This window comes from Rothia sp. P7208, assembly GCF_048512915.1.
In the GTDB taxonomy this organism is placed as follows: Bacteria; Actinomycetota; Actinomycetes; order Actinomycetales; family Micrococcaceae; genus Rothia.
The window spans coordinates 88,129-110,179 of record NZ_JBLXXW010000001.1; the positions used below are offsets into that span (position 1 = coordinate 88,129).

The following is a 22,051-nucleotide window of genomic DNA, read 5'->3' on the forward strand; positions in this document are numbered from 1 at the left end:
ATATATGCGAGGTAGCAACGGTTTCTTCTTTATTCTGGCAATAAAACGTTCTGGGATTCTTCTAAATAGCATTTTGCACATAAGGATTCATACCCGACGTGCACACCATCAATAGCGACTTGAGATCCAGAAAAAATAAACTTTCCATCAACGGTACGGCCGTTGAAGAGTGCTTTGCGTCCGCAACGACAAATAGTCTTAAGCTCTTCAAGAGTATGCGCTATCTCTAATAATCGTGCTGAGCCAGAAAATGCTTTTGTTTGAAAATCTGTACGGATTCCGTAGCACATGACCGGAATATCATCGAGCACAGCAATCCGCATTAAATCGTCAACTTGTGTGCTGGTCAGAAATTGCGCTTCGTCTACTAAGAGACAAGAGATAGGAAGCGACACTCCGTTATCTGCTGTTTTTAAACATGTTTGTGTAAAGAGTTCTCGTACGTTTGCTTCCATTCCGATAAGAAAATCTACTTCACGGCTAACACCTAAACGAGAGAGAATTTTTTGGTCGCCTTTAGTATCAACTTGTGGTTTGGCTAGGAGAACTTTCTGTCCTCGTTCTTCGTAGTTATAGGCAGCTTGCAATAGTGCAGTAGATTTTCCAGAGTTCATTGCACCGTAGCGAAAATATAGCTTTGCCATCTCATCTCTCGTTCTTTTAGAATTATGCCTCACTTATTCTAACGGGTATTTGAACGCATCAAAGCCCCAGCCTCTTAGACCGTTGGTATATAAGCTCAATGCTGTTCTTCGCCGGAGACTATACAGCAAGCACCTACGACACCACACCAAGATGAGCCGAGGGCAACTATACTTATATGTGAGCTGTCCGTAATCCCGAGCTAAAAGAACAGACTAGAGGTGTTCAGATGATTTCTACTAGCGACGTTGAAGCGTTGTTGGCACCCCCTGCTAGAGAGACTGACCCTCTAGACATTATTATGGAGCAGAACAAGTCCCGTTTACCAGAGCTTGTTCCGGTACGCATTGGACGTATGTCGGAGTCTCCTTTTGCGTATTATCGTGGCACGGCAGGACCTATGGCGGCAGATTTGGCAACCCGCCCCAATTCGGGGGTTTTCCCCTTAATCTGTGGAGACGCACATATTGGAAATTTCGGGTATTTCGCTTCTCCCGAACGTAATTTGCTCTTTGACCTCAACGATTTTGATGAAGCAGGTCGAGGCCCCTTCGAATGGGACCTCAAAAGATTAGCAACATCAGTGTACCTAGCAGCTATAGACAACGGCGAAAACGAACAAACAGCAACAACTCTCGCTGAAAAAACTTCTAAATATTATCGACGAACCATTTTGCGGATGAATCAGCAAAGCGCATTAGACCGATACTATGAGCGTGTTAACACCGATAATCTTGAAGAACTGATTAAAGAAGAATATCAACCAATCTTTAATAAATTTGAGCGCAAAGCACGTAACCGTAATTCAGAGCAGGCGCTTCATAAATTCACTGTCACAGATGACCACGGCAATATCCGCATTGTTGATCAGCCACCACTCACCTTACACACCGATGAGATGAGCCTTGAGTCCATGCGCGAGTTATGGCAACAGTACCTTTATTCTGCTCGCCCAGATATCCGTTATCTGCTCAGAAACTTCCGTATGAAAGACCACGTTCTTCGCGTTGTAGGTGTTGGTTCTGTTGGAACACGTTGCTTCATCACACTTCTTCAAGACCAGCTTGGTAATCCCCTCTTCATTCAAGTGAAAGAAGCACAAGATACGGTGTTGCACACTTACGGAAAAATTGAGCAGACTTCGGAATCTCTAGGCTTTCCTGACCGCCCTATGGGTAATGGCTTCCGTGTTGTCGCCGGACAGCGAGTAATGCAATCACAGTCAGATGCGTTCCTCGGGTGGATTACTGATGTTCCGACTCGACAAGGAACAACCACCGATTATTATGTGCGTCAGTTCAGAGATATGAAGGGCTCTATCAATATTTCTGCATTAGACGCTGAAGGTCTTAAACAGACAGCGAAGGTGTGCGCATCGCTTCTGGCGCGAGCACATGCGCAGTCACGCCATATTGACGATATCGCGGTATATTGTGAGGCCGATAAAATATTTGATGTGCATATGGGGCGTTTCGCCCATTCCTATGCACAGATTTGCACCCAAGATTTTCACCGTTTGCACAGCGCAGTTGAGGACGGAAAATTACCTATTCAATATGCACTCTAACCCCTAATATAAGGAGCCGCCCATGAGCGATTTTGTTCCCTACCTTGTTCTTCCTGTCCTTTGTGGAGTAGGAGCTAAATTCCTAAGACTTCCCCCGATGCTCGGTTTTTTATTGAGCGGAATTATTCTGAACATTCTAGGGTACGAACCAGTAGAGGCCATCTCGAAACTTGGTGATCTGGGTGTGACTCTCATGCTCTTCACGATTGGTTTGAAGCTAGACCCTCGTTTACTTTTTAGAACTGAAGTTTGGCTCACTAGCGCTGTTCATCTTGTCATTACCACGGTGTGTGGGGCATCTTTTATTCTTTTTCTGACCGCTCTAGGGTTAGGTGTTCATGAAGTAATCCCTCTAGAGCAAGCAGCTATTTTAGGTTTTGCGCTCTCTTTTAGCTCTACAGTCCTTGTTGCAAAGACTCTTGAAGAACGTTCTGAAACGCGTTCTTTATATGGGCGCACGGCATTAGGTATCCTCGTTGTTCAGGATCTTTTTGCAGTATTATTTGTGGCTGTTTCTGGTGAGCATTCACCGACGTGGTGGGCTTTAGGACTAGTTTTCTTAGTTCCTGCTTCGTGGCTTTTCAAAAAAGGTCTTGCGCAGATGGGGCATGGTGAGTTGCTCGTTCTGTATGGCATTGTTCTTGCTTTTGTTCCAGGTTATTGGCTTTTTGACATGGTTGGTGTCAAAGGTGATTTAGGTGCTCTTGTGATGGGTATGCTGGTTGCCTCTCACCCGAAGTCTAATGAGCTTTCACGTATTCTGTTCTCGTTGAAAGAGCTCATGCTTGTTGGTTTCTTTGTCTCCACCGGACTTGCCGGTGTACCGTCGTTGAGCCAGTCATTATTTGCGTTCTTGCTGTTATTCTTGCTCCCTATCAACACCGTGGCATATACAGCAATTTTGCGGTGGGCGGGTCTTTCTCCTCGTACTTCGGTGTTGACGTCGTTGACGCTGACTAATTTTAGTGAGTTCTGCATTATTGTGATTGCGATGAGCACTAGTGCTGGTTTGCTTGATTCTTCCTGGACCGTCACTTTCTCGTTAGCAGTATCGTTGAGTTTTGTTCTCGGAACTATATTAAATATGCGTGGTTCTTCGTTGCCGTCTCGTCTTGCGGCATTGGTTCCGCCGGTGCCTGTTCATCGACGCCATCCTGAAGAGCGCCCCGTTGAGTTGGGTGATGTTCAAGCTGTTATTTTTGGTATGGGCAAGATTGGTCGTGCGACCTACGATGATTTAGTTCAGAACTATCAATTGCCAGTTGCTGGGGTTGATACATCGGAGCCTCGAGTGAGTGCCCTTGCAGAGCAGGGCTATAACGTGATTGAGGCTGATGCAACCGATGAGAAGTTTTGGGAACGCGTTACGGATAACCCACAGGTACATCTTGTGATTCTTGCGATGCCGGTTCATGGTACGAACGTTGATGCGATGCGTCATGCGATTGAGGCTCACTCTCATTGTGCTTTTGTGGCGGTGTCTCAATATGCTGATGAGATTAAAGAGCTTAAAGAGTTGGGGGCTGATACTGTGGTGAATCTTTATGACGGTGCAGGTTCTACTCTTGCAGAAGCTGGTTATAAGTCTTTTATTGAGAAGTTCCACCCGCGTACGGGTTCTATCACAACAGCATCTTCAGAGAGCTAGTTTGAGATAATAGAAAAGTCCTGGTCAGCAAATGCTGTCCAGGACTTTTCTCTATTTTAGAGGGTATTAGTGTTTTCTTTTGTCTACGCGTAGGCCGGATACGTCGACATCTTCTAGCGGAATCATGGTAGATTTAGTGACCATTTTGTGGATGAGCCAGACGGCAATAAAGATTGGCAAACCGATATATGCGCTGGTTACTTCAAGGAGCTGTCCGTTAAATACTGCTTGGTAGTTTTGTCCGAGGATAACGATAACGCACATGACGAAAGCGACGATAGGACCTAGCGGGAACAGCGGGGCGGTGTAGGGAAGGTCGGCGAGGTCTTTTCCTTGTGCAATGTAGGCACGGCGGAAACGGTAGTGGCTGATAGCAATACCGACCCAGCAAATGAATCCGGAGAGGCCTGAGATGTTAATAAGCCAGGTGTAGGCGGAGCCTTCACCGATAATAGCGGTGAGAAAACCGAAGATTCCAACGGCGGCGGTGGCTAGCAGAGCGGGCATTGGTACGCCGCGGCTGTTGACCTTTGCGAAGATTTGAGGGGCTTTTTTCTCGATGGCAAGTGCGTAGAGCATGCGTGAGGAGACGTAGAGTCCTGAATTGCCGGCGGAGAGAACAGCGGTGAGGATTACAGCGTTCATGAGTCCTGCAGCAAAGGCAATGCCGGTACGTTCGAAGACGAGGGTGAATGGTGAGTATGCGATGTCTGTTGCGTCAGTACGTAGGAGGTTTGGGTCGGTGTAGGAGATGAGGAATCCGATGACGATAATCGCGCCGATGTAGAACAGCATGATACGCCAAAAAACAGATTTAATGGCTTTGGGAACGTCTCGGCTGGGGTTCTCTGCTTCTCCTGCTGCGACGCCAACCATCTCGGTGCCTTGGAAGGAGAATCCTGCGACCATGAAGATGGAGATGATGGAGAGCCATCCGCCGACGAAGGGTGCTTCTCCGTTTGTCCAGTTATGGAATCCTGGGGAGGTCCCTCCGATAATTCCGAAAATCATGGCAACGCCGGCAATGAGGAAGACGATGACGGTAATGACTTTGATGGTTGCTAACCAGAATTCCCCTTCTCCGTAAGCTCGGGAGGAGAGTGCGTTAAGGGCGGTTAGTAGGATGAGGAAGGTTGCTGCCCAGACCCATCCTGGTACTCCTGGTAGCCAGAAGTTCATGACGATACCGGCTGCGACGAGTTCTGCTGCGACGGTGATGGCCCAGTTGAACCAGTAGTTCCATCCCATTGCGAAGCCGAAAGATGGTGAGACGAAGCGTGCGGCGTAGGTTTGGAAAGAGCCTGGTACTGGTAGGTGTGCGGACATTTCGCCGAGAGATTGCATGAGGAGCAATACCATGAGTCCGATAAGTGAGTAGGCGACGATAGCGCCGCCGGGGCCTGCGGTGGCGATGGTTTCGCCGGAGGCTACGAATAGTCCGGTTCCGATAGCGCCGCCGATGGCGATCATTTGCATGTGGCGGCTTTGTAGGCCACGTTTGAGTTGTTTTTCTGAGGTGGGCAACTCGTGTTTGGTTTCGGACATAGTTTTGCCTTTAACGTTGTGAGGGGAAATGTACATCAAAGGTACATAAGAAAATCTTATGTACCTTAAGTTATTTTTCAGATTACCAGTTATGGTCTTTAAAAACAGGGGTATATTTGCGTAATCCTCAGCACGAAACCCATAGAAAACCATAAAAAAGCTTTCACACACCACAAAAAAGAACCGGCAATGTGTACACATTGCCGGTTCTTCACCCAACCGCTAAAGGCTAAGACACCACTTATAATTGAGTATCTGTGCGCAGAAATTTCACCGAAGTCTCATGTTCAATGGTACGAGACACCGTACAATCTTTCTCATGAGATAACTGCAAAAGTCGTTCAACCAAGGAAGCAGCTTTCTTACCACCTTGGTCTTCGGGAAAAGCAAGGTCAAAAGCTACCTGAACATCGCCAAGACGAACCGCACCATTCTCTTCAATACGCACAGCAGAAGGAGTAACTTTAAAAACCTCTGGTTCGGTGTGTCGAGAAGTCACCACATCAACATCAATGGACGCACATCCGGCAATAGCAGCTAATAGCAAGTCCACGGGGCTAAGTAGCCCCTCCCCTCGTCCGAACTCAAGTGTTGCACCCTGCGCATTGATTGCACGGTAGTGAGAAACCCCTAAGCGTTCAACCTGCACACTACGATAGTTTGGGTCCATCTCACGAGTAGGAATATCAGTTTTAGTATTTTCTTGTTCACTCATTTTTATCCCCTCACTGGGAAAGATATATAGTTTAGAATGTCCTAACGAATACAACATTAGCTTGTCGTATTCTATTCCAGTTTCGTGAGAACTTTTCTAAGATATCTATATGTCCGATAGCACAACGCCATCTCAAACACCGAAGGATGACGCCCCACCAATCCATGGAACGTATCAGCAAACATTCCCTCACGAAAGCGGATTTCATGAAGCGTTTAGGCTCACCGGCGTTATATGGGGTGGTTTTGTCTTTATGGGTATGGGGCTAGGAATCCTCCTCACCTCTTTACATCTTCCATGGTGGCTTGCTCCCGTTATTTCTTTCTTTGTGTTTGCAGGTTCTGTTGAATTCTTGTTAGTAGGAATGATTGCCTCGCACACACCACTACTTTCTATTGCAGCCAACACTTTTCTCGTCAACGCACGACATCTTATCTATGGTCTATCTTTTCCGCTGCATCAGGTCAAAGGAAAACTTGCAAAAACATACTCTATCTATGCTCTCACCGACGAAATCTTTGCACTGACAGCAGGAAAAGATGCGACAAAACTACGTTCATCTAGCATTTTATGGATGCAAGCAATGCTTCATGTGTGTTGGACGGCAGGCAGCGCTATGGGTGCTGTTATCGGGGCGAGTTTCCTCTCCCACATTAAAGGTGTTGATTTTGTGATGACGGCGCTCTTTATTATTTTGGCGTTAGATTCTTATCGGGCTACACACGATAATATCTGTGCCGTGCTAGCAGTATTCTCTGGGGTGGTTGCGATGGTGTTTTTCCCACAGTCCATGCTCACAGTTGCTCTTTTGTTGTATGTTTTCTTACTAATTTTGCGATATTTTGCTCTCGAATTTGCAGAGAAGAAGGCTCAACATCATGCCTAACGTCGAATATATGCTTCTTGCTGTAGCAGTTGCCAGCGCCGTCACTTTTGTTCTACGAGCAGTTCCTTTTGCCGTTAAAAATGCGTTAGAAGATTCTCCCCTGATTGAAAACTTAAGCCGTTGGATTCCCTCAGGTGCAATGATTCTTTTAGCAATTTATGCGCTTTATCATCTTGATTATTCTTCTCCTGAGAACGTTATCCCCTATCTTTTAGGTGCTGTTGTCACAATCGTGGTGCATCTGAGCACTCAACACATGGTGGCTTCTCTCGTCAGCGGAACGGTCGTATGCGTCTTGCTCGCAAACATTGTTTTCGTCTAAAGGTTCAAGAACTAAGAGGTTAAACACCATGGGGTGGTTGTACAGAGCATCTGTACAACCACCCCATACGTGTTAAAAACGAGGTGATTTATTCTTATGCTTTGAGGACAGCAAGCGCTGCTTCATAGTTAGGTTCGTCGTGGATTTCTTCCACAAGCTGAGAGTGCAAGACCACGCCCTGCGCGTCTAATACGACAACAGAACGAGCGAGTAAGCCAGCTAGTGGTCCGTCTTCAAGAAGAACACCGTAATCTTGCCCGAAGGTGGAGCGGAAGTCTGAAGCAGTGACAACGTTCTCGATACCTTCAGCGCCGCAGAAGCGACCTAGTGCGAAAGGGAGGTCCTTAGAAACACACACAACAACGGTGTTTTCTAAGGACGCAACTTCTTTGTTGAATGTGCGTACAGACTGAGCGCATACGCCAGTATCAACGGAAGGGAAAATATTCAGAACGATGTTCTTACCTTCAAAGTCTGCGTTGGTTACCTCAGAAAGATCTGCACCAACAACAGAGAATGCTGGCGCGTGTGCACCAGCTGCGGGAAGTTCACCAACGGTGTGGACGGTATTACCTTTTAGTTTTGTTTCTGCCATGACTCTATTCTTTATCACTTGCCTGAGAAACAGCAAGGAAAATGGCGAAAGTATCTCTCAAAGCGTCATATTTTTCTGAAGAGGTGTACCTCTAACGGATGTTGTTCTTCTTGCCAGAAGACTATAAGAGTTGTACAGCTTATCTAGAGGAGTACGTCTTAAATTAACTTAGGTCTACCTAAGAGAGTCAAAGCTCTCTAAGCTAGAAGTATGAGCAAAACTTATCACTATGAACATAAAGTACCTGGTGGAAAACTCGTCGTTGCAGACCTTTGCGCTGACGGTGCAGAAGTAACTGAAGCACAAATATCAGGAGATTTCTTTGTTGAACCAGATGAAGCGTTCCTTGCTCTCTCCCCTGCTCTTGTAGGAATGCCTGTACGGGCAGGCGTTGAAGATATTGTTCGACGTCTTGAAAAAGCGCTTGAGTCACACCCAACGACTCAGATGCATGGGGTGAGCTGTCAGGACATTGCCTTTGCGGTGCGTCGAGCTTTAGCAGAAGCAAAGATTTTTTCTGACTTTGAATGGGAAATAATTGACCCAGGTGTTCTTCCCACTCCGCTTAACGTTGCTTTAGACGAGTATCTTCTCGAAGAAGTTCGACAAGGGCGACGCAAACCGACCCTACGTTTTTGGCATTGGGATGATTGCGCAACCGTCATTGGTGCATTTCAGTCATATCAGAATGAGTTGCACCCCGAAGGCATCAAAGAACATCATGTGCAGGTAGTACGTCGTGCAACCGGTGGCGGTGCCATGTTTATGGAAGGTGGAAACTGCATCACCTACTCCATTTACGCACCAGAATCTCTTGTAGCAGGTCTTTCATATGAAGAGTCGTATGAGTTTCTTGATCAGTGGGTGCTTCAGGCGTTAGCGGAGCATGGCGTAAACGCTTGGTATCAGCCTATTAATGACATCACCTCTGATGCCGGAAAGATTGGTGGAGCAGCCCAGAAACGAAGCTACGGTATCGTTCTTCACCATGTCACGATGAGCTACGATATTGACGCCGATAAAATGCTTGAGGTCTTGCGTATCGGTAAAGCAAAAATCTCTGATAAGGGTGTACGTTCGGCAAAGAAACGTGTAGACCCACTACGCCGGCAGACAGGCGCTACTCGTGAAGAAATCATTCAGACGATGAAGGCAGTCTTTTCAGCTCGTTATGGCGCTACGGTAAGTGAGCTAACTCCCCAAGAACTCGAACAGGCGCAAAAACTTGTTGATGAAAAATACGGTACGCACGAGTGGACATATCGAGTGCCCTAAAAGTGTCCAAGCACTGCCCTGTCATAGGGGTAAAGGCTCTGGGGCGGCAACCTTGTAAAGAAGGTTACCGCCCCAGAGAAGTGTGTTAAAAGAAAGTCTTAAGGTTAGTGTGCAAGCCCTGGGAAAGCGCCAAGCATGCCAGCAATGAGCATCTGCATTCCGATAACGCCTAGTAGGAGACCCATTAAACGGGTCATAATATTCAGGCCATTTTGACCTAAAAATTTTACGATACCGCTACCGTAGCGGAAGCAAAGATACGTCACCACGCACAAGACCCCAAAAGCAGCCAAGGTGATGGGGATATCGGATGAATTGCCTTGAGCAGAATAGTTCATTGCAGTGGCAATAGTTCCAGGTCCAGCAAGTAGCGGCATACCAAGGGGCGATATTGCAACAGATAGTAGCTGCTCTTTGCTCGCTTCCTGATCAGATTGGCTTGGGTGAGCAAAAGAAGAATGGTTCCCTTGTAGCATATGGTAGCCGATCAGGAAGACGAGTATGCCTCCAACAATCCGTAGAGCGGGCAACCCGATACCGAATTCTTCAAAGATGAGTTTTCCAGAAAGTGAAAACACCACGACAATAGAGAAAGCAAAAAGTAGTGAACGGGCCGCCACCGAATTACGTGTTTTAGTGTCGTCTCCTTGAACGAGGCTAATGAACACTGGCAAATTTGACAGTGGGTTCATGATGGCAAAAAATGCCATAAAGATGGTCATGAATTGAGCAAGCATAGTGTTTTTCTGTCGATTAAATCTTCTTTAGCACCGCTTATTATACCGTTCATGAGCTACCGTCAAGAAGTAACTCTACGCACCTCATTTGAGCATGAGTATTCCGTTTCCGGAGCTTTTCTTTTATCCTAGAGGGTAGGGAATATAACAGAATACTCATCCATATTTTTAGGGGAATATGATGAACGCTCAGAAAAGGACGTTAGGGATTATTGTTCTTTTCCTAACATTGTTCGCAACATTTTTGACACCATCTCAGGCAGCTGAAGTAACTACCCAGACAGTAGATTATTCTATCGTGCAAGCTCTCAACGAGGGTTTTGTTGCACAGCAGACTGAAGCTCATACGACAGTGAGCATCTTTAATACGATGGGAATCGTTTTTATATTGGCTCTTCTGACACCATGGCTAGGGGTTGCTCTCTATCGCCGTTTTCAGGAAAACTGCATTCCTTAAACACTGAAGATATAAAGATGACGGTAGTAAAGCGCCCCTTTTTATTGTGGGGTTGCTTCACTACCGTCATTTTTATCGGAGTTCTAGAAAAATTCTAGTTTGATTTTTTGACGAACTGAGATTTGAGGTACATCTGCCCTGCGCCTGGAACTTTTGCCTCAATATCGTGACCGTTCACAGGGCTTTCAAGAAGACGGATACTCTTGACTTTCGTGCCGCTTTTAATATCGGCACCACCTTTGACTTTGAGACCTTTAACAATGGTCACAGCGTCACCATCTGAAAGTTCGTTACCAACAGCGTCAAGAATTTTAGCAGCCTGTTCGGCGGTATCTTCGGTGCTTTCTTCGGCAGACCACTCGTGTCCACACATGGGGCAGACCCATAGGGTGCCTTGCTCGTAGCTATATTCTTCGGTGCACTCTGGGCATGCGGGTGCAGCGGACATGACTGTCTCCTGTCATTCGTTAATCTGTGTTCGCCCCATTATCCCATAGATTCCAAAACAGTACGTTATAACGCATGTGGGGGCTTCGACCAGTTCGGTCAAAGCCCCCACATAGTATCTCCACACTAGAAGTTTTCTATTTTATTGCCTAGCCTTTAGACACTATCCCCCCCCCCGCCTCTTCTACGTTTTCTAGCAGGATTTCACAGGTCAGCTTTAATAGCTTCGTTGAATTTCTCAAATTCTTCAGCACGGCCACTATTCACAAAATAAATGCCGTCCTGTTTACAATCTTCAGAAGCAGTTTTCGTAAATGACAGCCATGCTTCACACCATTCAGCTGTTTTCTCCCCTGAATTGTAGATTTTTCGAGCTGATGTACACGATTGGCGGGTTCCAAGTATCTGGTTTCCGTGAGTATCTTCTTCTCTTTTAACTGCTTCTTCAAGCTTTTTAACATCTTCTACCTTAAAACGATTACCAAACTCTTCCAAGGACTTCCATATTATCCCAGCATCATCGTAATTATTAACATCTTTAAAAGATTTCAATAATCTAGATAAAGCATCATGTTTGATACAGTCAGAGACTTTCTCCATACCCACGATCCCTTGAATAAATCGAATCATACTATCTAAATCTAGATTATCTGTAGAAGCTTCTTCATCAAAAATCTTGAACATAAATATCACCAAGTTATCACTAATACACTTTTTGTCATTATCGATAACATATTTTTTAATATCTTGGCGTACATTTTCACACTCTTCTAGATATCTTTTGACAACACTCAAAAGAGAATTTTCCTCTTCAACACTTTCTAAATAAAGACAATCAAAAAAATAACGACAATCAACATTAGAAGAATTATTCAAAGGATCTCTAAAGCGCTCTCTTATTACGGAAGAGATACGATTAACGAGCAGACCTTTATCATTATAATCTAAAGTCTTCCACAATGATTTACACCCACTGAATAAACTAACAAAATCTAACAAGTTAGTATTACTAAGCGCATTTAGCGAATTATCTTCATCGGAAAAAAGGTGCTCCCATAATTTTTCTTGACTTATTTCACCTTCCTCCGTTATACAGAATTTAAGCTTTTTGTGCATACCATTAGAAGATGTTTCCTCTGGAGAAGTGTCGATAATTTTTTGACACAGCTTCCTAATTATCTGATATTTAAGTGAATCAGGTTTACCCTCAAAATACTCGCTATAAAATTCCCTATCAGAGTATTTATCAAGCCCACCTGAGTCTAGCTGTTTACCAAAACTATACAAAACAATACGCCCACTTAGAGGGGGCTGAGAGAACAATATGCGATCTGCGGCGACCAAATGAGCTCGAACTTTTTCCTGCTCCGGAACAAATAACGACGCACTATATTCATCAGTAATTCCAAGATGAGCACAAAAATTTCTATCATTCTTGATTCGCTGCAATTCAGCACATTCATATTTTGAGATTATTTTATTTTCGAGAGCTAGTTCAACAAGTTTGTCCTCTTTATCAGGAGGATTTCCAGGTTCACTCTTCGAACTTTCTTGAAATTTTAACTCATTAAGCTTATTTTTTATATCAAGTATCACTGCAACCCACAGAGAAACCAAGCTAGCTCGATAAGCACCAACCTGATAACACTCAACAACTTCACGCACCAATTTTCGAGTTTCCTCATTATGAGTTCCATAAATTATAGATTCTAAGTCTTTCAAAACTTACTCCTATCTAAAACACATATAAAATTTATAAAATAATTAAATGTCTTCTTTAGGCGAATTATAATATTTTTGCTCCAGATAATCTAAACTTTTCCTAATTCTCTCTTTTTTAGACTCCTTAGATGTACTCTCCAATACTTTATTGCACTTTTCGATCAACAAAGAAGGACCATAGATATTTGATATATGATCCAACACTTTCTCATCATGAAAATACCCATCTATACAACCTTTTTCTGGGTCCGAAACATTTATCCAGCCTGAAACAGCGCGTTCAAATTCCTGTAGATACATTTTCTCGTATCCTTTGCTTTTTAAATATTTAATGATTTCTGTCGACCGGATAAAAATATTTTTCTTAGTTTGTTCTTGATTTGATTTAAAATCATTAGTAAGATCATGTCTAACAAGAGATCCAGAGGCACTGGAAGAAACCACATAATAAACTATGTCTTTTTGGTAACAATACCTACAATCAGGAGATTTATTCAATAGCGATTCAAGTTCTTGACCAAACACCTCAGCCCCCGGCCAATCTTTACCATCAACAGACTTCACAATACTTTTTCGAAAATCTTCTTCAAGCAAATTATAAGAAAATAATATTTTTACACTATCTGATAATAATTTTACAAAGATACATTTTATAGAATCATCACTATTTAAGTGTATTTCAATATTTTTAAGAATCTTTTGTATTTTATTTTTACACCCACTTTCACATACTTTAGAAAATATACTGGGGTATGTGAAAGTAGGTTTAAAATCTATAATTGATGATTTACTAAAAGGATAATCAACGACACTTTTAGATTTACCCATAATAAGATCTTTTTCATTAGACAATGGGTCTGTAACGTTCTCTTTTCCTTTTTTATTTGGATCCTCTTCTTCTTTTTTGCTTAAATACTGATATAAAAGATTTTCATAAGGCATCTTTTTGTCATCGCGAGACTGTTCTACTCTCCAGAGTACTAACTGTTTATTCATAATATCGGTCAGGATTGCTACCCGCAGTAACTCTAAACCTGCAGTATAAGCCTCAATCTCGTAACATTGAATAATCTCTCTCACCAAAGAACGAGTATGAGGATCCACAACTTCCCTGCACATACTCTTTAGCTCCTGTAAAAGCATATTTCTACTCCTCAAATGACTATCAAACAGAAAGCTCTCTTCATTACAAGGATACAAAGAAAACTGTAATATGAAAGATTTAGAACAGAACTACATCATAAAAATACATAAGATTACGCAGGCAAAAACAACAGAAGCAGGAACGCTCTTTAGTGATAACAAGTTGACGCCAAACAAAAATTGGGGCTTTGACCAATTCTGATCAAAGCCCAGCCCACCATCGATATGGTAGAGAAAACTCTTCTAAGATGATACGAACACCCTAGCTAATAGCTTCAAGCACGCGGCCTTCTTCGTGTGCTTTACGTTTAAGCTCACGTACACGAGCGCGCTCACGCTTATTTCTATCCGTACGAATACGTAGCACCGTATATGTCACAAAGAGGGCAGTGTAAATGACGAGAGAAACATACGTGTCAATCAGCCACGGCAAGTTTTCCGGCTCATACAACCGGTCAGAGAACACAAGGAATCGTCGAATAAACACAAAAATCACATTTGCGTACAACAAGAAGTAGAAGAAATACGATGCCTTATGGAGCTTCTGCCAGTTAGCAGCCTTCATTGAAAAACGAATCTTCTTGAAAGAAGTGATGAATAGTGGAATACCAACAATAAGCAGGAGGAGTGATGTCCAGAAGAGAATGTCATACGGAACTTCGGCATCGCCGTGATCAATGATCCAGCTCAAACCGTAGAGTAGAAGATGGCAGAACGACGTAATACACGCAAAAATGGAAATTTCTCCACGAATCGCGTATAGCTCTCTCGTAACTTTATTCCACGGCTTAATAACACCCTGGAACATCACGATAGTGAAGAACACGAAGCCAACCGAGCCACGCTTCATCTGATTCATAAAAGGCCACCACCACTCATCTACGGGGTAGCTATCGGTTAGTGACCAATGAATCCACAAACCAGAAACAATAAACGTGAACACTGTAATTACCAGGTAATACAGAACAGCGTGAGCGCGGATAGAACGGCGTAATAAGACAACAAGGGGAACAAGCACAGCAAAGGCTAAAATCACCATGTTTTCATGGACTAAAAAGTCTAAAACAGAAAGCATTGAGGCTCTTCTCAACTCATTTTACAGAACTTAGGAAAGCCTAACATAAGTTATAAAATTTTCAGTGTTTTACTAAATACTACGTGGGAAAGCAGAAGGTATACGACGTATACTCACCCACAGCGCATCAGCAATACCCCAACGACTAAAAGCTATCGTACTGTTTTCATCTGAACAATATTGTCAGCTAAAGTTTCAGCATCGTCATAATCATGAGTTACCAACACCGAAGTCACTTTCGCAGCCTGCAAAAGCAATTTAATCTCTTCTCTCACGTTCTGCCTCAAATGAGTATCTAGATGAGAAAACGGCTCATCCAACAAAAGCACCTCAGGTTTCGGCGCTAATGCCCTGGCCACAGCAACACGTTGCTGCTGCCCGCCAGATAACTGATAAGGATAACGATTCTGGTAGCCGCCTATACCAACTAACTGCAACACCTCATCAACACGCTCTTTACGCTCTGAACGAGGGACACCTATCAAACCATAAGCAATATTTTTCTCAACCGTCATATGAGGAAACAACGCATAATCCTGAAAAATCATGCCAATATTACGATGCTCAGCCTCCACAAAACACCTCGTATCAGAGAGCACCCTACCCCTCCATCCTGATAACCCCAGAATCTGGTTTTTCAAGTCCTGCAATCAGACGCAACACCGTTGTTTTCGCACAACCACTAGGACCCAAAAAGAGCAATACACTCACAAGAAGGAACCTCTACACCAAAACCCATCTAACTGACGGACATGAGAACTAGGATACGAAAAAACAATATTAGTGAGTTTGATGGTTGTCATCGTAAAGTCTTATCTTTCTTGTCCGTAGATGATCCACCTGCCACCAGTAAAAGAACCGGAATAAACGCCAACCCAACAATGAGAAGACTCGCCAACGCTGATTCTGGAATCTGCTCATCATTAGCATATGGAAACACCGTCGTTGAGAGCGTCGAAAAATTATACGGTCGAAGAATTAACACGATAGGAAGCTCTTTAACCATGTCAATAAATGCTAAAAGAAAAGCACCATATAAAGCAGTTTTCATCATCGGAAGATCAACACGAACCAATGTTTTGGTTGGTCCGTGCCCCAAACATCGAGACGCTTCAGTAAAACGTGTACCAATGCGTTTAAAACCAGATTCTATCGGTTGCATCGACACCGCAAGATAGCGAATCAGATAAGCTAACACAATCATTGCTGGGCTTAACGTCAGAGGAAGTCCCCACGCATTTGCGACCCAAAAAATGAGAGACAAAACAGATAAGGCGATAACCGTTGAGGGAATAGAATACCCAACGACAGTAATGCGAGCCATCAACTTTGAAAACCGTGTAGGCGATATACGTTGATGTTCAGCCACAATCACCGCGCATAAGGTGGTCAGCAGTGCACCCACAAAAGCAACACTCAAGGTGGTGCTAAAAGCTTCGACAATTCCGCTACGACGATATTATCCCACGATAAAACAGCCCAATACACTATCTGTCCGACGGGAATCACTAAGGCAACAATAAAAGTTCCCCAGCACAGTGTAGGAACAACAATTTTACGCCACCGGTCAAGAGCAACAGCCTGAATAGGTGTGACCTGAGCAGAAGCATACGCATAAGAACGCCGCCCACGAAGAGCCTTCTCCCCCATGCTCACAGAGGTCACCACAATCAGAAGAATAGCAGCAAGTTTAAGACCCGGAGCAACATCATTAAAACCAAGCCAAGCCTTTAAAATTGCGGTCGTAAAAACATTCAACCCAAAATGAGACACCACACCATAATCGCTCAGCACTTCAAACGCCATCAGCGTCGCGCCGGCAACAACAGCGTTACGAGTCAACGGCAAAATGACCCGAAAATACGTGTACGTTCTTGAAGCACCCAACATACGAGATGCTTCGAGTAGCTGACCGGCTTGACGGTCAAGAAAACTTCTGACCACCAAATAAATGTATGGGTACAGAAAAAGTGTAAAAACAAAAATTGCGCCATAGATATTTTGGATATCCAAAAAGCCCGGTGGAGGGGTCCATCCTAAATGTTCTCGGAAGAAGATATGTATCGGACCGGTGTACCCCGTCAGTGATACATAAGTGTACCCTCCAATATAAGGCGGGATAGCTAACGGCATCACCAATGCTACCGATAAGAACTTACGCCCTGGGAATTGGTAGGCTGTCACAAACCACGCCAAAGTACTAGCCAGAATAATCCCACATAAAACACTGCTGATAGTTAAAAGAGCAGTTTCGACCAGGTAATCAGCAAGTAGATACTGTTGAATATGCCGCCAAGTATCGTTAACAGGTGAGAAAAGCCCCATGAGTACACCAAGAATCGGCAGCGCCATCACACATACGATGAGGCTACTTCCGGTGAGCCATCCGATACGGGCTTTCACAGTTAGCTGTCCTTTCAACAAGGTTCAAGACAATAACAGATGTGCCGGGCACCGTTTAAGGTACCCGGCACATCACAGTGAATGGTGTTTATTTCCAGCCAACCTGATCAAAGATGCGGGTTGCTTCAGGCTTATCCTTACCAAAGGTTGAGAAGTCTAAGTCTTGAGTGGTGAACTCGCCCCAAGGTTTCTGTGGCTCAGGAAGAGCAGTCTTAGGGTTCAATGGAAACTCACCGTTCTCTTGTGCAATAAACTCTTGAGTCTTTTCGGAGGATAGGAATTCAAGGAACTTAATAGCATTGTCCTTATTCGTAGCTCCCTTAAGTACGGAAGCATAAGAAAGGTTGAGGTGAGTCTTCTCAGGGAAGATCATGCCTACTTTTTCGGTCACTTTAGCAACCTCGGGGTCAGATGAACGGTTCATCAGCGCCCAATAATAAGAGTTCATGATAGCAAGATCGCCTTCACCTGCGGCAACTGCTTTAGCTTGGTCACGGTCGTTACCTTTAGGTTCGCGTGCGAAGTTATCGACAACGCCTTGCGCCCATTCAGTAGCCTTTTCCTGACCATCAAGAGCAACGAAGCTTGCTAGAAGAGCTTAGTTATATGAGGAGGATGAGGAACGGGCCAGAACTTTACCCTTCCACCCTGGTTTAGTCATGTCCTCATAGGTTTTGATGATTGAAGGGTCAACGGTGTCTTTGTTATAGGCAATGACACGTGCACGGGAGACAATGCCCATCCAGTTTTCCCCACGATATTTTTCGGAGATGTTGTTTGCAATGGTCTCAGAGGTGGAGTCTGCAATAAATCCTGCGTCGTTGAGCTGCGAGATAGATTATGCACCAACGGTCAAGAAGACATCAGCTTCAGGGTTGTTAGCTTCTCGAATGACTCGTTCGATGAGTTCACCAGATTTTCCTTCAACGACGTTGAGTTTAATTCCGGTCCCTTCCTCAAGCATTTTGTAGACTTCTTTATCTGCATCATAGTGACGTGAGGAATAGAGGTTGAGGACTTTGGTATCGCTCTTAACTGGGAGCAGCCGTAGTGGTGTCAGCGTCCCCAGAATAACCGACTACTCCAGTTGCGAAAAGGGCAGTTGCAAAGGTTGTAGCCAGAAAGCGACGCATAGAAACTCCTTAGTTTTGTTAGGCGTCAAAGCAAGATGGCCCCATATTATCAACTGTTTTTCAGGTTTGCCTAACCTCACTTGTTAGGGCGTATTAAATATCACCAGCGATAGACAATATGACTGTGACATGCTAATTCTCTATTTTTTTACGCTAATACCACCAGCACTATTTACTTGCACCAAAAAGTAATAAGCTTTCTTTAACAACAACAGAAGCAAAGCGCAACACTTTTAGCATCACACCCCACGTATAGAGGAAACAACCACTACTATTTACGGGCTACTGTTCCTGTCATCAATTAAACATGAGGGTTTACATAGGAGGATCGATGAACAGTTCTGTGTCGATTGTCAGGTGCGGATCAAACCAGTCATCATCGTTAGTTCGTGTGATATTAAAAGCTTCAGAAAATCTCACCTAAATTCCTCATTAATTAGGGATTCACATACGACGGCTCCCACGGTTCGATTCTAAAACGATCATGAGGTACAAGTTTCTTCCCCTTTGGTACGATCAAGGCCACCGAGTAACGGGCTCGAGTAACCCCCACATAGAACTTGCATGCTGTTTGCGGTTTCAGATAAGTATCTTCGGCCCCCAGTAGTTCTAGCATCGTGCCGGTCATATATATCGCGACCCGATCCCATTCCAGCCCCTTGGCTTTCCCGAAAGTCATGAACGGGAGGTGTTTTAGACTGTCTGCTGATTTCGTGTCCCATCGAATATAGGTTGGGTGGTATTCGCGCTCGTATGTGTCGATATCCTCTTCTTTAACGAGAAAGACCCCATCATGGCCAGTCACTTGGGTCATGGCTGAATATGTAGGCGCGAACCCAAATCCAGGGTCCATGATGGTGTTTGAGAAGCTCACAATTTCTGTATTTGAACGGTATGTGAGACTCATCTCCTCAATAGTAAGAAGATGTGGATGATTCGCCTGGAAAGTGGTGTACCAGTTGATTCGGGCAACGCTAGCCACGTTTTTATTCTTGTTTAAGCTCGTATTGGAGTTGAGTATGGTTTGCATCGTATCTCCGACCATAAAAAGTTGCAAATATTCTTGCTCGAGGAATGCTCTGATGACATCGAGGCCGTATTCGCTGATGTCTTGAACTTCGTCAATGATGAGCTGACAGTAAATTCTAGCAAGGCGCTCTTGGACTTTTCCTTGCATGGCTAGGATGATCAGAGACGCGAGTTCCTCGATGTGGCATTTGTTGAGTTGGTCATTTGAGGTGAAAAAACGTCTTGAATTTTCACGTTTGGTGTATCGTGCGAGTTTAGCGTGAAAGTCAAATCCGCAGATCCGCTGGTTCGGGAACAAGACTGGTAGATAAGGCTTAATGACGTGCTGGATTAAGAAGGCATACCATCCCATGACGTGAGGCAGTTGGCCTGGAGGGCACTGTGCTGCAAGTCGTGACTTCAGCTCAGCTTGGCCGTTTTCTGTGAAGGCTAAGACGATGGGACGTTTGCTGCCTTGTTGGTTGTTTACACAGCGTTCTACGATTCGGCGGGTCTTGCCTGCACCGGTAGCCATATGGAACAACAGGTGCGTTTGCTTATCCTTATGGAACTCTGGTGTGGCCTCATAATGTAGAAAATTTGAAAACGCATCCTTCTGGTACGGACGTAACTTAATGTGGTCGCTCAGATTCTGTGTGACGGAGGATGGCAACTCATGGAACTGCCCAAAACTACGGAACAAGTCCAACTGATCATGCAACGCCAACTTTTTATCACCCACGCCGCTCACGCTTCCTCAGCTCCATAGAAGGACTTCATAAACACACGATCAGCTTCCGTCAAACCGTTAGACTCATCATCCACATCAGCAGCGTTCACATACAAACGGTTCTTGTCAATCAGTTCAGCGACCACACGCTTCTGCTCCTTAAGCGACAGCATACTGAACTCCTCAGCCTCCCCCCCCCTTCAAAGCAGTAGGCAACACCGATGGACGCAAAATACCCTCATCGGTAATGGCCGAGAGAATGCTCTGGACATCATCACCAGTCACCGCATCCTGAAGCATCTCCAGATAGCGCTCACCATTCTGCGCCAACTCGCAGTACACGAACGAGCCGCCGCCCTGCCAGCCCAACGGGGTTCGGAAATGCCACCCTGTTCTCCGCCAATAACCATCTTCAAGCGCTCGACTGCGATATCTTCAACGTAGTCCATTTGTTCTACGCAATGTATTGGCGACCCATTTTATGGGCTACTGACGCGGTTGTTCCAGACCCAAGGTGGAAATCCAGAACTAAATCTCCAGGTTTAGTGCACAAATGTAGCAAGTAGTGGATGAATAACTCTGGCTTCGGGTAAGAAAATACATTTTCGCCGAAAAGTTTTGCAGATTCAGAGGACCCAGTTTCAGTCGTACCCACTCTTATTCCACGCGCCTTGGCACATGCAGGATTCCCTGTATTGGTGAAAATGATACTCTTTGGGGAAACGTTAGACTTCTTCCCGGCACCGTAAATAAACCTAACCGCAAATTTTCTTGTTTTACCCCATCCCATTCCACCTTTTGCGATTTCTTCCTCAAGGCGCTGGTTGTTCCATCGGCTTTTGAAACGTAGCTTCAATTCCGTCTGATTAACACCGTTTTTAATAGTAACTGGAGCGCACAATTCAAATTTCTTGTCTTCCGTTGAATCGTAAACCCCATCTTGAATATTAAATTTTACTGCGCCTGGGGGAAACTAACAGATTCTCAGGATTGCTCTTGTTGTATAGCGGAGCATCCTCAAACTCTTCTGTGCTGATTCAATCAGAAATTTGCTCAACGCTCCATCTGGGTAGAGATCTTTTGCATAGGCCAGGACATATTCCTTATTTGAATAGAAGTTCTTTTTCTGTCTACCAAAGTGCTGCGTTTTTTCCAAATGAAGTTATTGATGAAATTTTCTCTTCCAAAAATCTCATCCATTAATATTTTCAGGTATGCCTGCTCATTATCGTCACACTGCACAAAAATGACACCATCTTGCTTCAGCAAGCTCTTCGCAAGAACGAGCCTACTCCTCATAAAAACAAGCCATGTGGAATGATTAAAGCGGTCATTATAGCCAAACCCATCATTCCCGGTGTTATAAGGCGGATCACAGAACGTCATGAGTTGGATACAAGTGGGCCTGTTGGTTGCCCTGGCCTGTCCACCCAGGTTTTCGCTTGCTATCGGGCGAAAAGAGCCTGCCGAGAGGATCAACCGTGGGTGCGCGGGAATAGCGACCCATTCGCTCTGCCGGAATGGGGCATGCGCGCCGTGGTTAGGAAAGTGATTCGGGGTATGTCTCAAGGAGAGGACTCTTGAGTAGTCGCCCGTACTCGGTGCATTCCTTCATCCACTTACTCAACGTCGAGGGATGCACACCCAAGTGCCTGGCCATTTCGGCTTTCGTTTTACCACCGAAGTTCACCAGCAGGATTGCCCATTCGGCATGGAACCATGGGTATGAGGTGCCGAAAGACTGGCGCTTCAACCTGGGCATGAGCGGGAAGTCGTGCAGGTCCAAGCCGCGTTCGTAGATGTCTCTGACCCACATGAGTTGCTCGTGCGGGGTGAAACGCTGCCACTGCTCCTCTGGGTAGGCCAGTAGTTCAGCCGTCACTGAGGGTGCGTGCGAGTTGCATGCAGTGCCAGCTCAGCCATCCTTTGAGGGTCTGGTCTGCGCAGCCGATACGGGCAGCAGCTTCCTTCCTGGGAACGCCAGCCTCAACAAGACTGATG

At 44.8% G+C, this 22,051-nt stretch carries 26 protein-coding genes and 1 pseudogene; 6 read left to right on the forward strand and 21 right to left on the reverse strand.

Translation table 11 applies throughout. The features are described from left to right. Positions 1 to 29 precede the first annotated feature (29 nt). Positions 30 to 644, reverse strand: coding sequence for a thymidine kinase (locus ACN084_RS00365; RefSeq protein WP_419101609.1), 615 nt, complete (start codon positions 642 to 644; stop codon positions 30 to 32). A gap of 227 nt (positions 645 to 871) precedes the next feature. Between ACN084_RS00365 and ACN084_RS00370 the strand changes: the two genes are divergently transcribed. Continuing rightward, positions 872 to 2,209 carry a DUF2252 domain-containing protein gene (locus ACN084_RS00370; RefSeq protein ID WP_419105545.1) on the forward strand — a complete coding sequence of 446 codons (1,338 nt, stop codon included), beginning with the start codon at positions 872 to 874 and terminating at the stop codon, positions 2,207 to 2,209. A gap of 22 nt (positions 2,210 to 2,231) precedes the next feature. Then, positions 2,232 to 3,857 carry a cation:proton antiporter gene (locus tag ACN084_RS00375; protein ID WP_419105546.1) on the forward strand — a complete coding sequence of 542 codons (1,626 nt, stop codon included), beginning with the start codon at positions 2,232 to 2,234 and terminating at the stop codon, positions 3,855 to 3,857. A gap of 66 nt (positions 3,858 to 3,923) precedes the next feature. On the opposite strand, the gene ACN084_RS00380 is transcribed toward ACN084_RS00375, so the two are convergent. Beyond that, positions 3,924 to 5,402, reverse strand: coding sequence for an amino acid permease (locus tag ACN084_RS00380; protein ID WP_419102840.1), 1,479 nt, complete (start codon positions 5,400 to 5,402; stop codon positions 3,924 to 3,926). A 241-nt stretch (positions 5,403 to 5,643) separates the two neighbouring features. Continuing rightward, positions 5,644 to 6,117, reverse strand: a complete 474-nt coding sequence (locus tag ACN084_RS00385; RefSeq protein ID WP_419105547.1) for an OsmC family protein — start codon at positions 6,115 to 6,117, stop codon at positions 5,644 to 5,646. 109 nt (positions 6,118 to 6,226) lie between these two features. Between ACN084_RS00385 and ACN084_RS00390 the strand changes: the two genes are divergently transcribed. Next, complete coding sequence (locus ACN084_RS00390; protein ID WP_419105548.1) at positions 6,227 to 7,003, forward strand: AzlC family ABC transporter permease; 777 nt, start codon at positions 6,227 to 6,229, stop codon at positions 7,001 to 7,003. Beyond that, positions 6,996 to 7,325 (forward strand): AzlD domain-containing protein, encoded by a 330-nt coding sequence (locus tag ACN084_RS00395; protein WP_419101615.1) that lies wholly within the window; start codon positions 6,996 to 6,998, stop codon positions 7,323 to 7,325. Before ACN084_RS00390 ends, ACN084_RS00395 begins: the two co-directional genes overlap by 8 nt. 94 nt (positions 7,326 to 7,419) lie before the next feature. On the opposite strand, the gene tpx is transcribed toward ACN084_RS00395, so the two are convergent. Then, positions 7,420 to 7,920 (reverse strand): thiol peroxidase, encoded by a 501-nt coding sequence (gene tpx, locus ACN084_RS00400; RefSeq protein ID WP_419105549.1) that lies wholly within the window; start codon positions 7,918 to 7,920, stop codon positions 7,420 to 7,422. 210 nt (positions 7,921 to 8,130) lie between these two features. Here tpx and ACN084_RS00405 point away from each other — a divergent pair, with 210 nt between their 5' ends. After that, entirely contained in the window at positions 8,131 to 9,195 is a 1,065-nt protein-coding gene (locus tag ACN084_RS00405; protein ID WP_419105550.1) for a lipoate--protein ligase family protein, read from the forward strand. A 104-nt stretch (positions 9,196 to 9,299) separates the two neighbouring features. Here ACN084_RS00405 and ACN084_RS00410 read toward each other — a convergent pair whose 3' ends face one another. Beyond that, on the reverse strand, positions 9,300 to 9,932 hold the full coding sequence (locus ACN084_RS00410) for a MarC family protein (protein ID WP_419105551.1): 633 nt from the start codon (positions 9,930 to 9,932) through the stop codon (positions 9,300 to 9,302). A 181-nt stretch (positions 9,933 to 10,113) separates the two neighbouring features. On the opposite strand from ACN084_RS00410, the gene ACN084_RS00415 reads away from it, so the two are divergent. Then, positions 10,114 to 10,389, forward strand: a complete 276-nt coding sequence (locus ACN084_RS00415) for a hypothetical protein (RefSeq protein WP_419105552.1) — start codon at positions 10,114 to 10,116, stop codon at positions 10,387 to 10,389. 94 nt (positions 10,390 to 10,483) lie between these two features. Here the strand turns inward: ACN084_RS00415 and ACN084_RS00420 are convergent, their stop codons facing one another. The 16 genes and pseudogenes from ACN084_RS00420 to ACN084_RS00495 form a co-directional block, all read right to left on the reverse strand. Next, complete coding sequence (locus tag ACN084_RS00420) at positions 10,484 to 10,837, reverse strand: zinc ribbon domain-containing protein YjdM (RefSeq protein ID WP_419105553.1); 354 nt, start codon at positions 10,835 to 10,837, stop codon at positions 10,484 to 10,486. A gap of 203 nt (positions 10,838 to 11,040) precedes the next feature. Then, entirely contained in the window at positions 11,041 to 12,558 is a 1,518-nt protein-coding gene (locus ACN084_RS00425; protein WP_419105554.1) for a hypothetical protein, read from the reverse strand. Between the two features lie 42 nt (positions 12,559 to 12,600). After that, positions 12,601 to 13,701: a hypothetical protein gene (locus ACN084_RS00430; protein WP_419105555.1), complete on the reverse strand. Its 1,101-nt coding sequence runs from the start codon at positions 13,699 to 13,701 to the stop codon at positions 12,601 to 12,603. A 262-nt stretch (positions 13,702 to 13,963) separates the two neighbouring features. After that, positions 13,964 to 14,776, reverse strand: coding sequence for a hypothetical protein (locus tag ACN084_RS00435; protein ID WP_419105556.1), 813 nt, complete (start codon positions 14,774 to 14,776; stop codon positions 13,964 to 13,966). A gap of 152 nt (positions 14,777 to 14,928) precedes the next feature. Further along, positions 14,929 to 15,351 (reverse strand): ABC transporter ATP-binding protein, encoded by a 423-nt coding sequence (locus ACN084_RS00440; protein WP_419105557.1) that lies wholly within the window; start codon positions 15,349 to 15,351, stop codon positions 14,929 to 14,931. Between the two features lie 25 nt (positions 15,352 to 15,376). Then, positions 15,377 to 15,487, reverse strand: a complete 111-nt coding sequence (locus ACN084_RS00445) for an ATP-binding cassette domain-containing protein (RefSeq protein ID WP_419101623.1) — start codon at positions 15,485 to 15,487, stop codon at positions 15,377 to 15,379. Positions 15,488 to 15,575: 88 nt separating this feature from the next. Continuing rightward, positions 15,576 to 16,196 carry an ABC transporter permease gene (locus ACN084_RS00450; RefSeq protein WP_419105558.1) on the reverse strand — a complete coding sequence of 207 codons (621 nt, stop codon included), beginning with the start codon at positions 16,194 to 16,196 and terminating at the stop codon, positions 15,576 to 15,578. Further along, entirely contained in the window at positions 16,193 to 17,179 is a 987-nt protein-coding gene (locus ACN084_RS00455; protein ID WP_419105559.1) for an ABC transporter permease, read from the reverse strand. The genes ACN084_RS00450 and ACN084_RS00455 overlap by 4 nt, the downstream gene beginning before the upstream one ends. Positions 17,180 to 17,267: 88 nt before the next feature. Continuing rightward, a pseudogene (locus tag ACN084_RS00460) lies at positions 17,268 to 17,762 on the reverse strand (extracellular solute-binding protein); the annotation flags it as partial. A 15-nt stretch (positions 17,763 to 17,777) separates the two neighbouring features. Next, on the reverse strand, positions 17,778 to 17,921 hold the full coding sequence (locus tag ACN084_RS00465; RefSeq protein WP_419105560.1) for a hypothetical protein: 144 nt from the start codon (positions 17,919 to 17,921) through the stop codon (positions 17,778 to 17,780). Between the two features lie 96 nt (positions 17,922 to 18,017). Next, positions 18,018 to 18,143, reverse strand: a complete 126-nt coding sequence (locus tag ACN084_RS00470) for a hypothetical protein (protein ID WP_419105561.1) — start codon at positions 18,141 to 18,143, stop codon at positions 18,018 to 18,020. 605 nt (positions 18,144 to 18,748) lie between these two features. Beyond that, positions 18,749 to 20,062, reverse strand: a complete 1,314-nt coding sequence (locus ACN084_RS00475) for an AAA family ATPase (protein ID WP_419105562.1) — start codon at positions 20,060 to 20,062, stop codon at positions 18,749 to 18,751. 5 nt (positions 20,063 to 20,067) lie between these two features. After that, complete coding sequence (locus tag ACN084_RS00480) at positions 20,068 to 20,223, reverse strand: hypothetical protein (protein ID WP_419105563.1); 156 nt, start codon at positions 20,221 to 20,223, stop codon at positions 20,068 to 20,070. 281 nt (positions 20,224 to 20,504) lie between these two features. Continuing rightward, positions 20,505 to 20,840, reverse strand: a complete 336-nt coding sequence (locus ACN084_RS00485) for a DNA methyltransferase (RefSeq protein ID WP_419105865.1) — start codon at positions 20,838 to 20,840, stop codon at positions 20,505 to 20,507. 263 nt (positions 20,841 to 21,103) lie between these two features. Beyond that, positions 21,104 to 21,619, reverse strand: coding sequence for a DNA methyltransferase (locus ACN084_RS00490; RefSeq protein ID WP_419105564.1), 516 nt, complete (start codon positions 21,617 to 21,619; stop codon positions 21,104 to 21,106). Beyond that, the gene (locus ACN084_RS00495; protein ID WP_419105565.1) at positions 21,591 to 21,932 is read right to left on the reverse strand and encodes a transposase; all 342 of its coding nucleotides are present in this window, start codon (positions 21,930 to 21,932) and stop codon (positions 21,591 to 21,593) included. The genes ACN084_RS00490 and ACN084_RS00495 overlap by 29 nt, the downstream gene beginning before the upstream one ends. Positions 21,933 to 22,051: the final 119 nt, after the last annotated feature.

Coding starts and splice junctions, on each gene's coding strand:
- ACN084_RS00415 (WP_419105552.1), top strand. CDS start 10,114: ATGAACGCTCAGAAAAGGACGTTAGGGATTATTGTTCTTTTCCTAACA.
- ACN084_RS00485 (WP_419105865.1), bottom strand. CDS start 20,840: ATGGGATGGGGTAAAACAAGAAAATTTGCGGTTAGGTTTATTTACGGT.
- tpx (WP_419105549.1), bottom strand. CDS start 7,920: ATGGCAGAAACAAAACTAAAAGGTAATACCGTCCACACCGTTGGTGAA.
- ACN084_RS00465 (WP_419105560.1), bottom strand. CDS start 17,921: ATGGGCATTGTCTCCCGTGCACGTGTCATTGCCTATAACAAAGACACC.
- ACN084_RS00410 (WP_419105551.1), bottom strand. CDS start 9,932: ATGCTTGCTCAATTCATGACCATCTTTATGGCATTTTTTGCCATCATG.
- ACN084_RS00435 (WP_419105556.1), bottom strand. CDS start 14,776: ATGCTTTCTGTTTTAGACTTTTTAGTCCATGAAAACATGGTGATTTTA.
- ACN084_RS00365 (WP_419101609.1), bottom strand. CDS start 644: ATGGCAAAGCTATATTTTCGCTACGGTGCAATGAACTCTGGAAAATCT.
- ACN084_RS00390 (WP_419105548.1), top strand. CDS start 6,227: ATGTCCGATAGCACAACGCCATCTCAAACACCGAAGGATGACGCCCCA.
- ACN084_RS00470 (WP_419105561.1), bottom strand. CDS start 18,143: ATGCTTGAGGAAGGGACCGGAATTAAACTCAACGTCGTTGAAGGAAAA.
- ACN084_RS00420 (WP_419105553.1), bottom strand. CDS start 10,837: ATGTCCGCTGCACCCGCATGCCCAGAGTGCACCGAAGAATATAGCTAC.
- ACN084_RS00375 (WP_419105546.1), top strand. CDS start 2,232: ATGAGCGATTTTGTTCCCTACCTTGTTCTTCCTGTCCTTTGTGGAGTA.
- ACN084_RS00380 (WP_419102840.1), bottom strand. CDS start 5,402: ATGTCCGAAACCAAACACGAGTTGCCCACCTCAGAAAAACAACTCAAA.
- ACN084_RS00405 (WP_419105550.1), top strand. CDS start 8,131: ATGAGCAAAACTTATCACTATGAACATAAAGTACCTGGTGGAAAACTC.
- ACN084_RS00385 (WP_419105547.1), bottom strand. CDS start 6,117: ATGAGTGAACAAGAAAATACTAAAACTGATATTCCTACTCGTGAGATG.
- ACN084_RS00430 (WP_419105555.1), bottom strand. CDS start 13,701: ATGCTTTTACAGGAGCTAAAGAGTATGTGCAGGGAAGTTGTGGATCCT.
- ACN084_RS00370 (WP_419105545.1), top strand. CDS start 872: ATGATTTCTACTAGCGACGTTGAAGCGTTGTTGGCACCCCCTGCTAGA.
- ACN084_RS00395 (WP_419101615.1), top strand. CDS start 6,996: ATGCCTAACGTCGAATATATGCTTCTTGCTGTAGCAGTTGCCAGCGCC.
- ACN084_RS00480 (WP_419105563.1), bottom strand. CDS start 20,223: ATGCTGTCGCTTAAGGAGCAGAAGCGTGTGGTCGCTGAACTGATTGAC.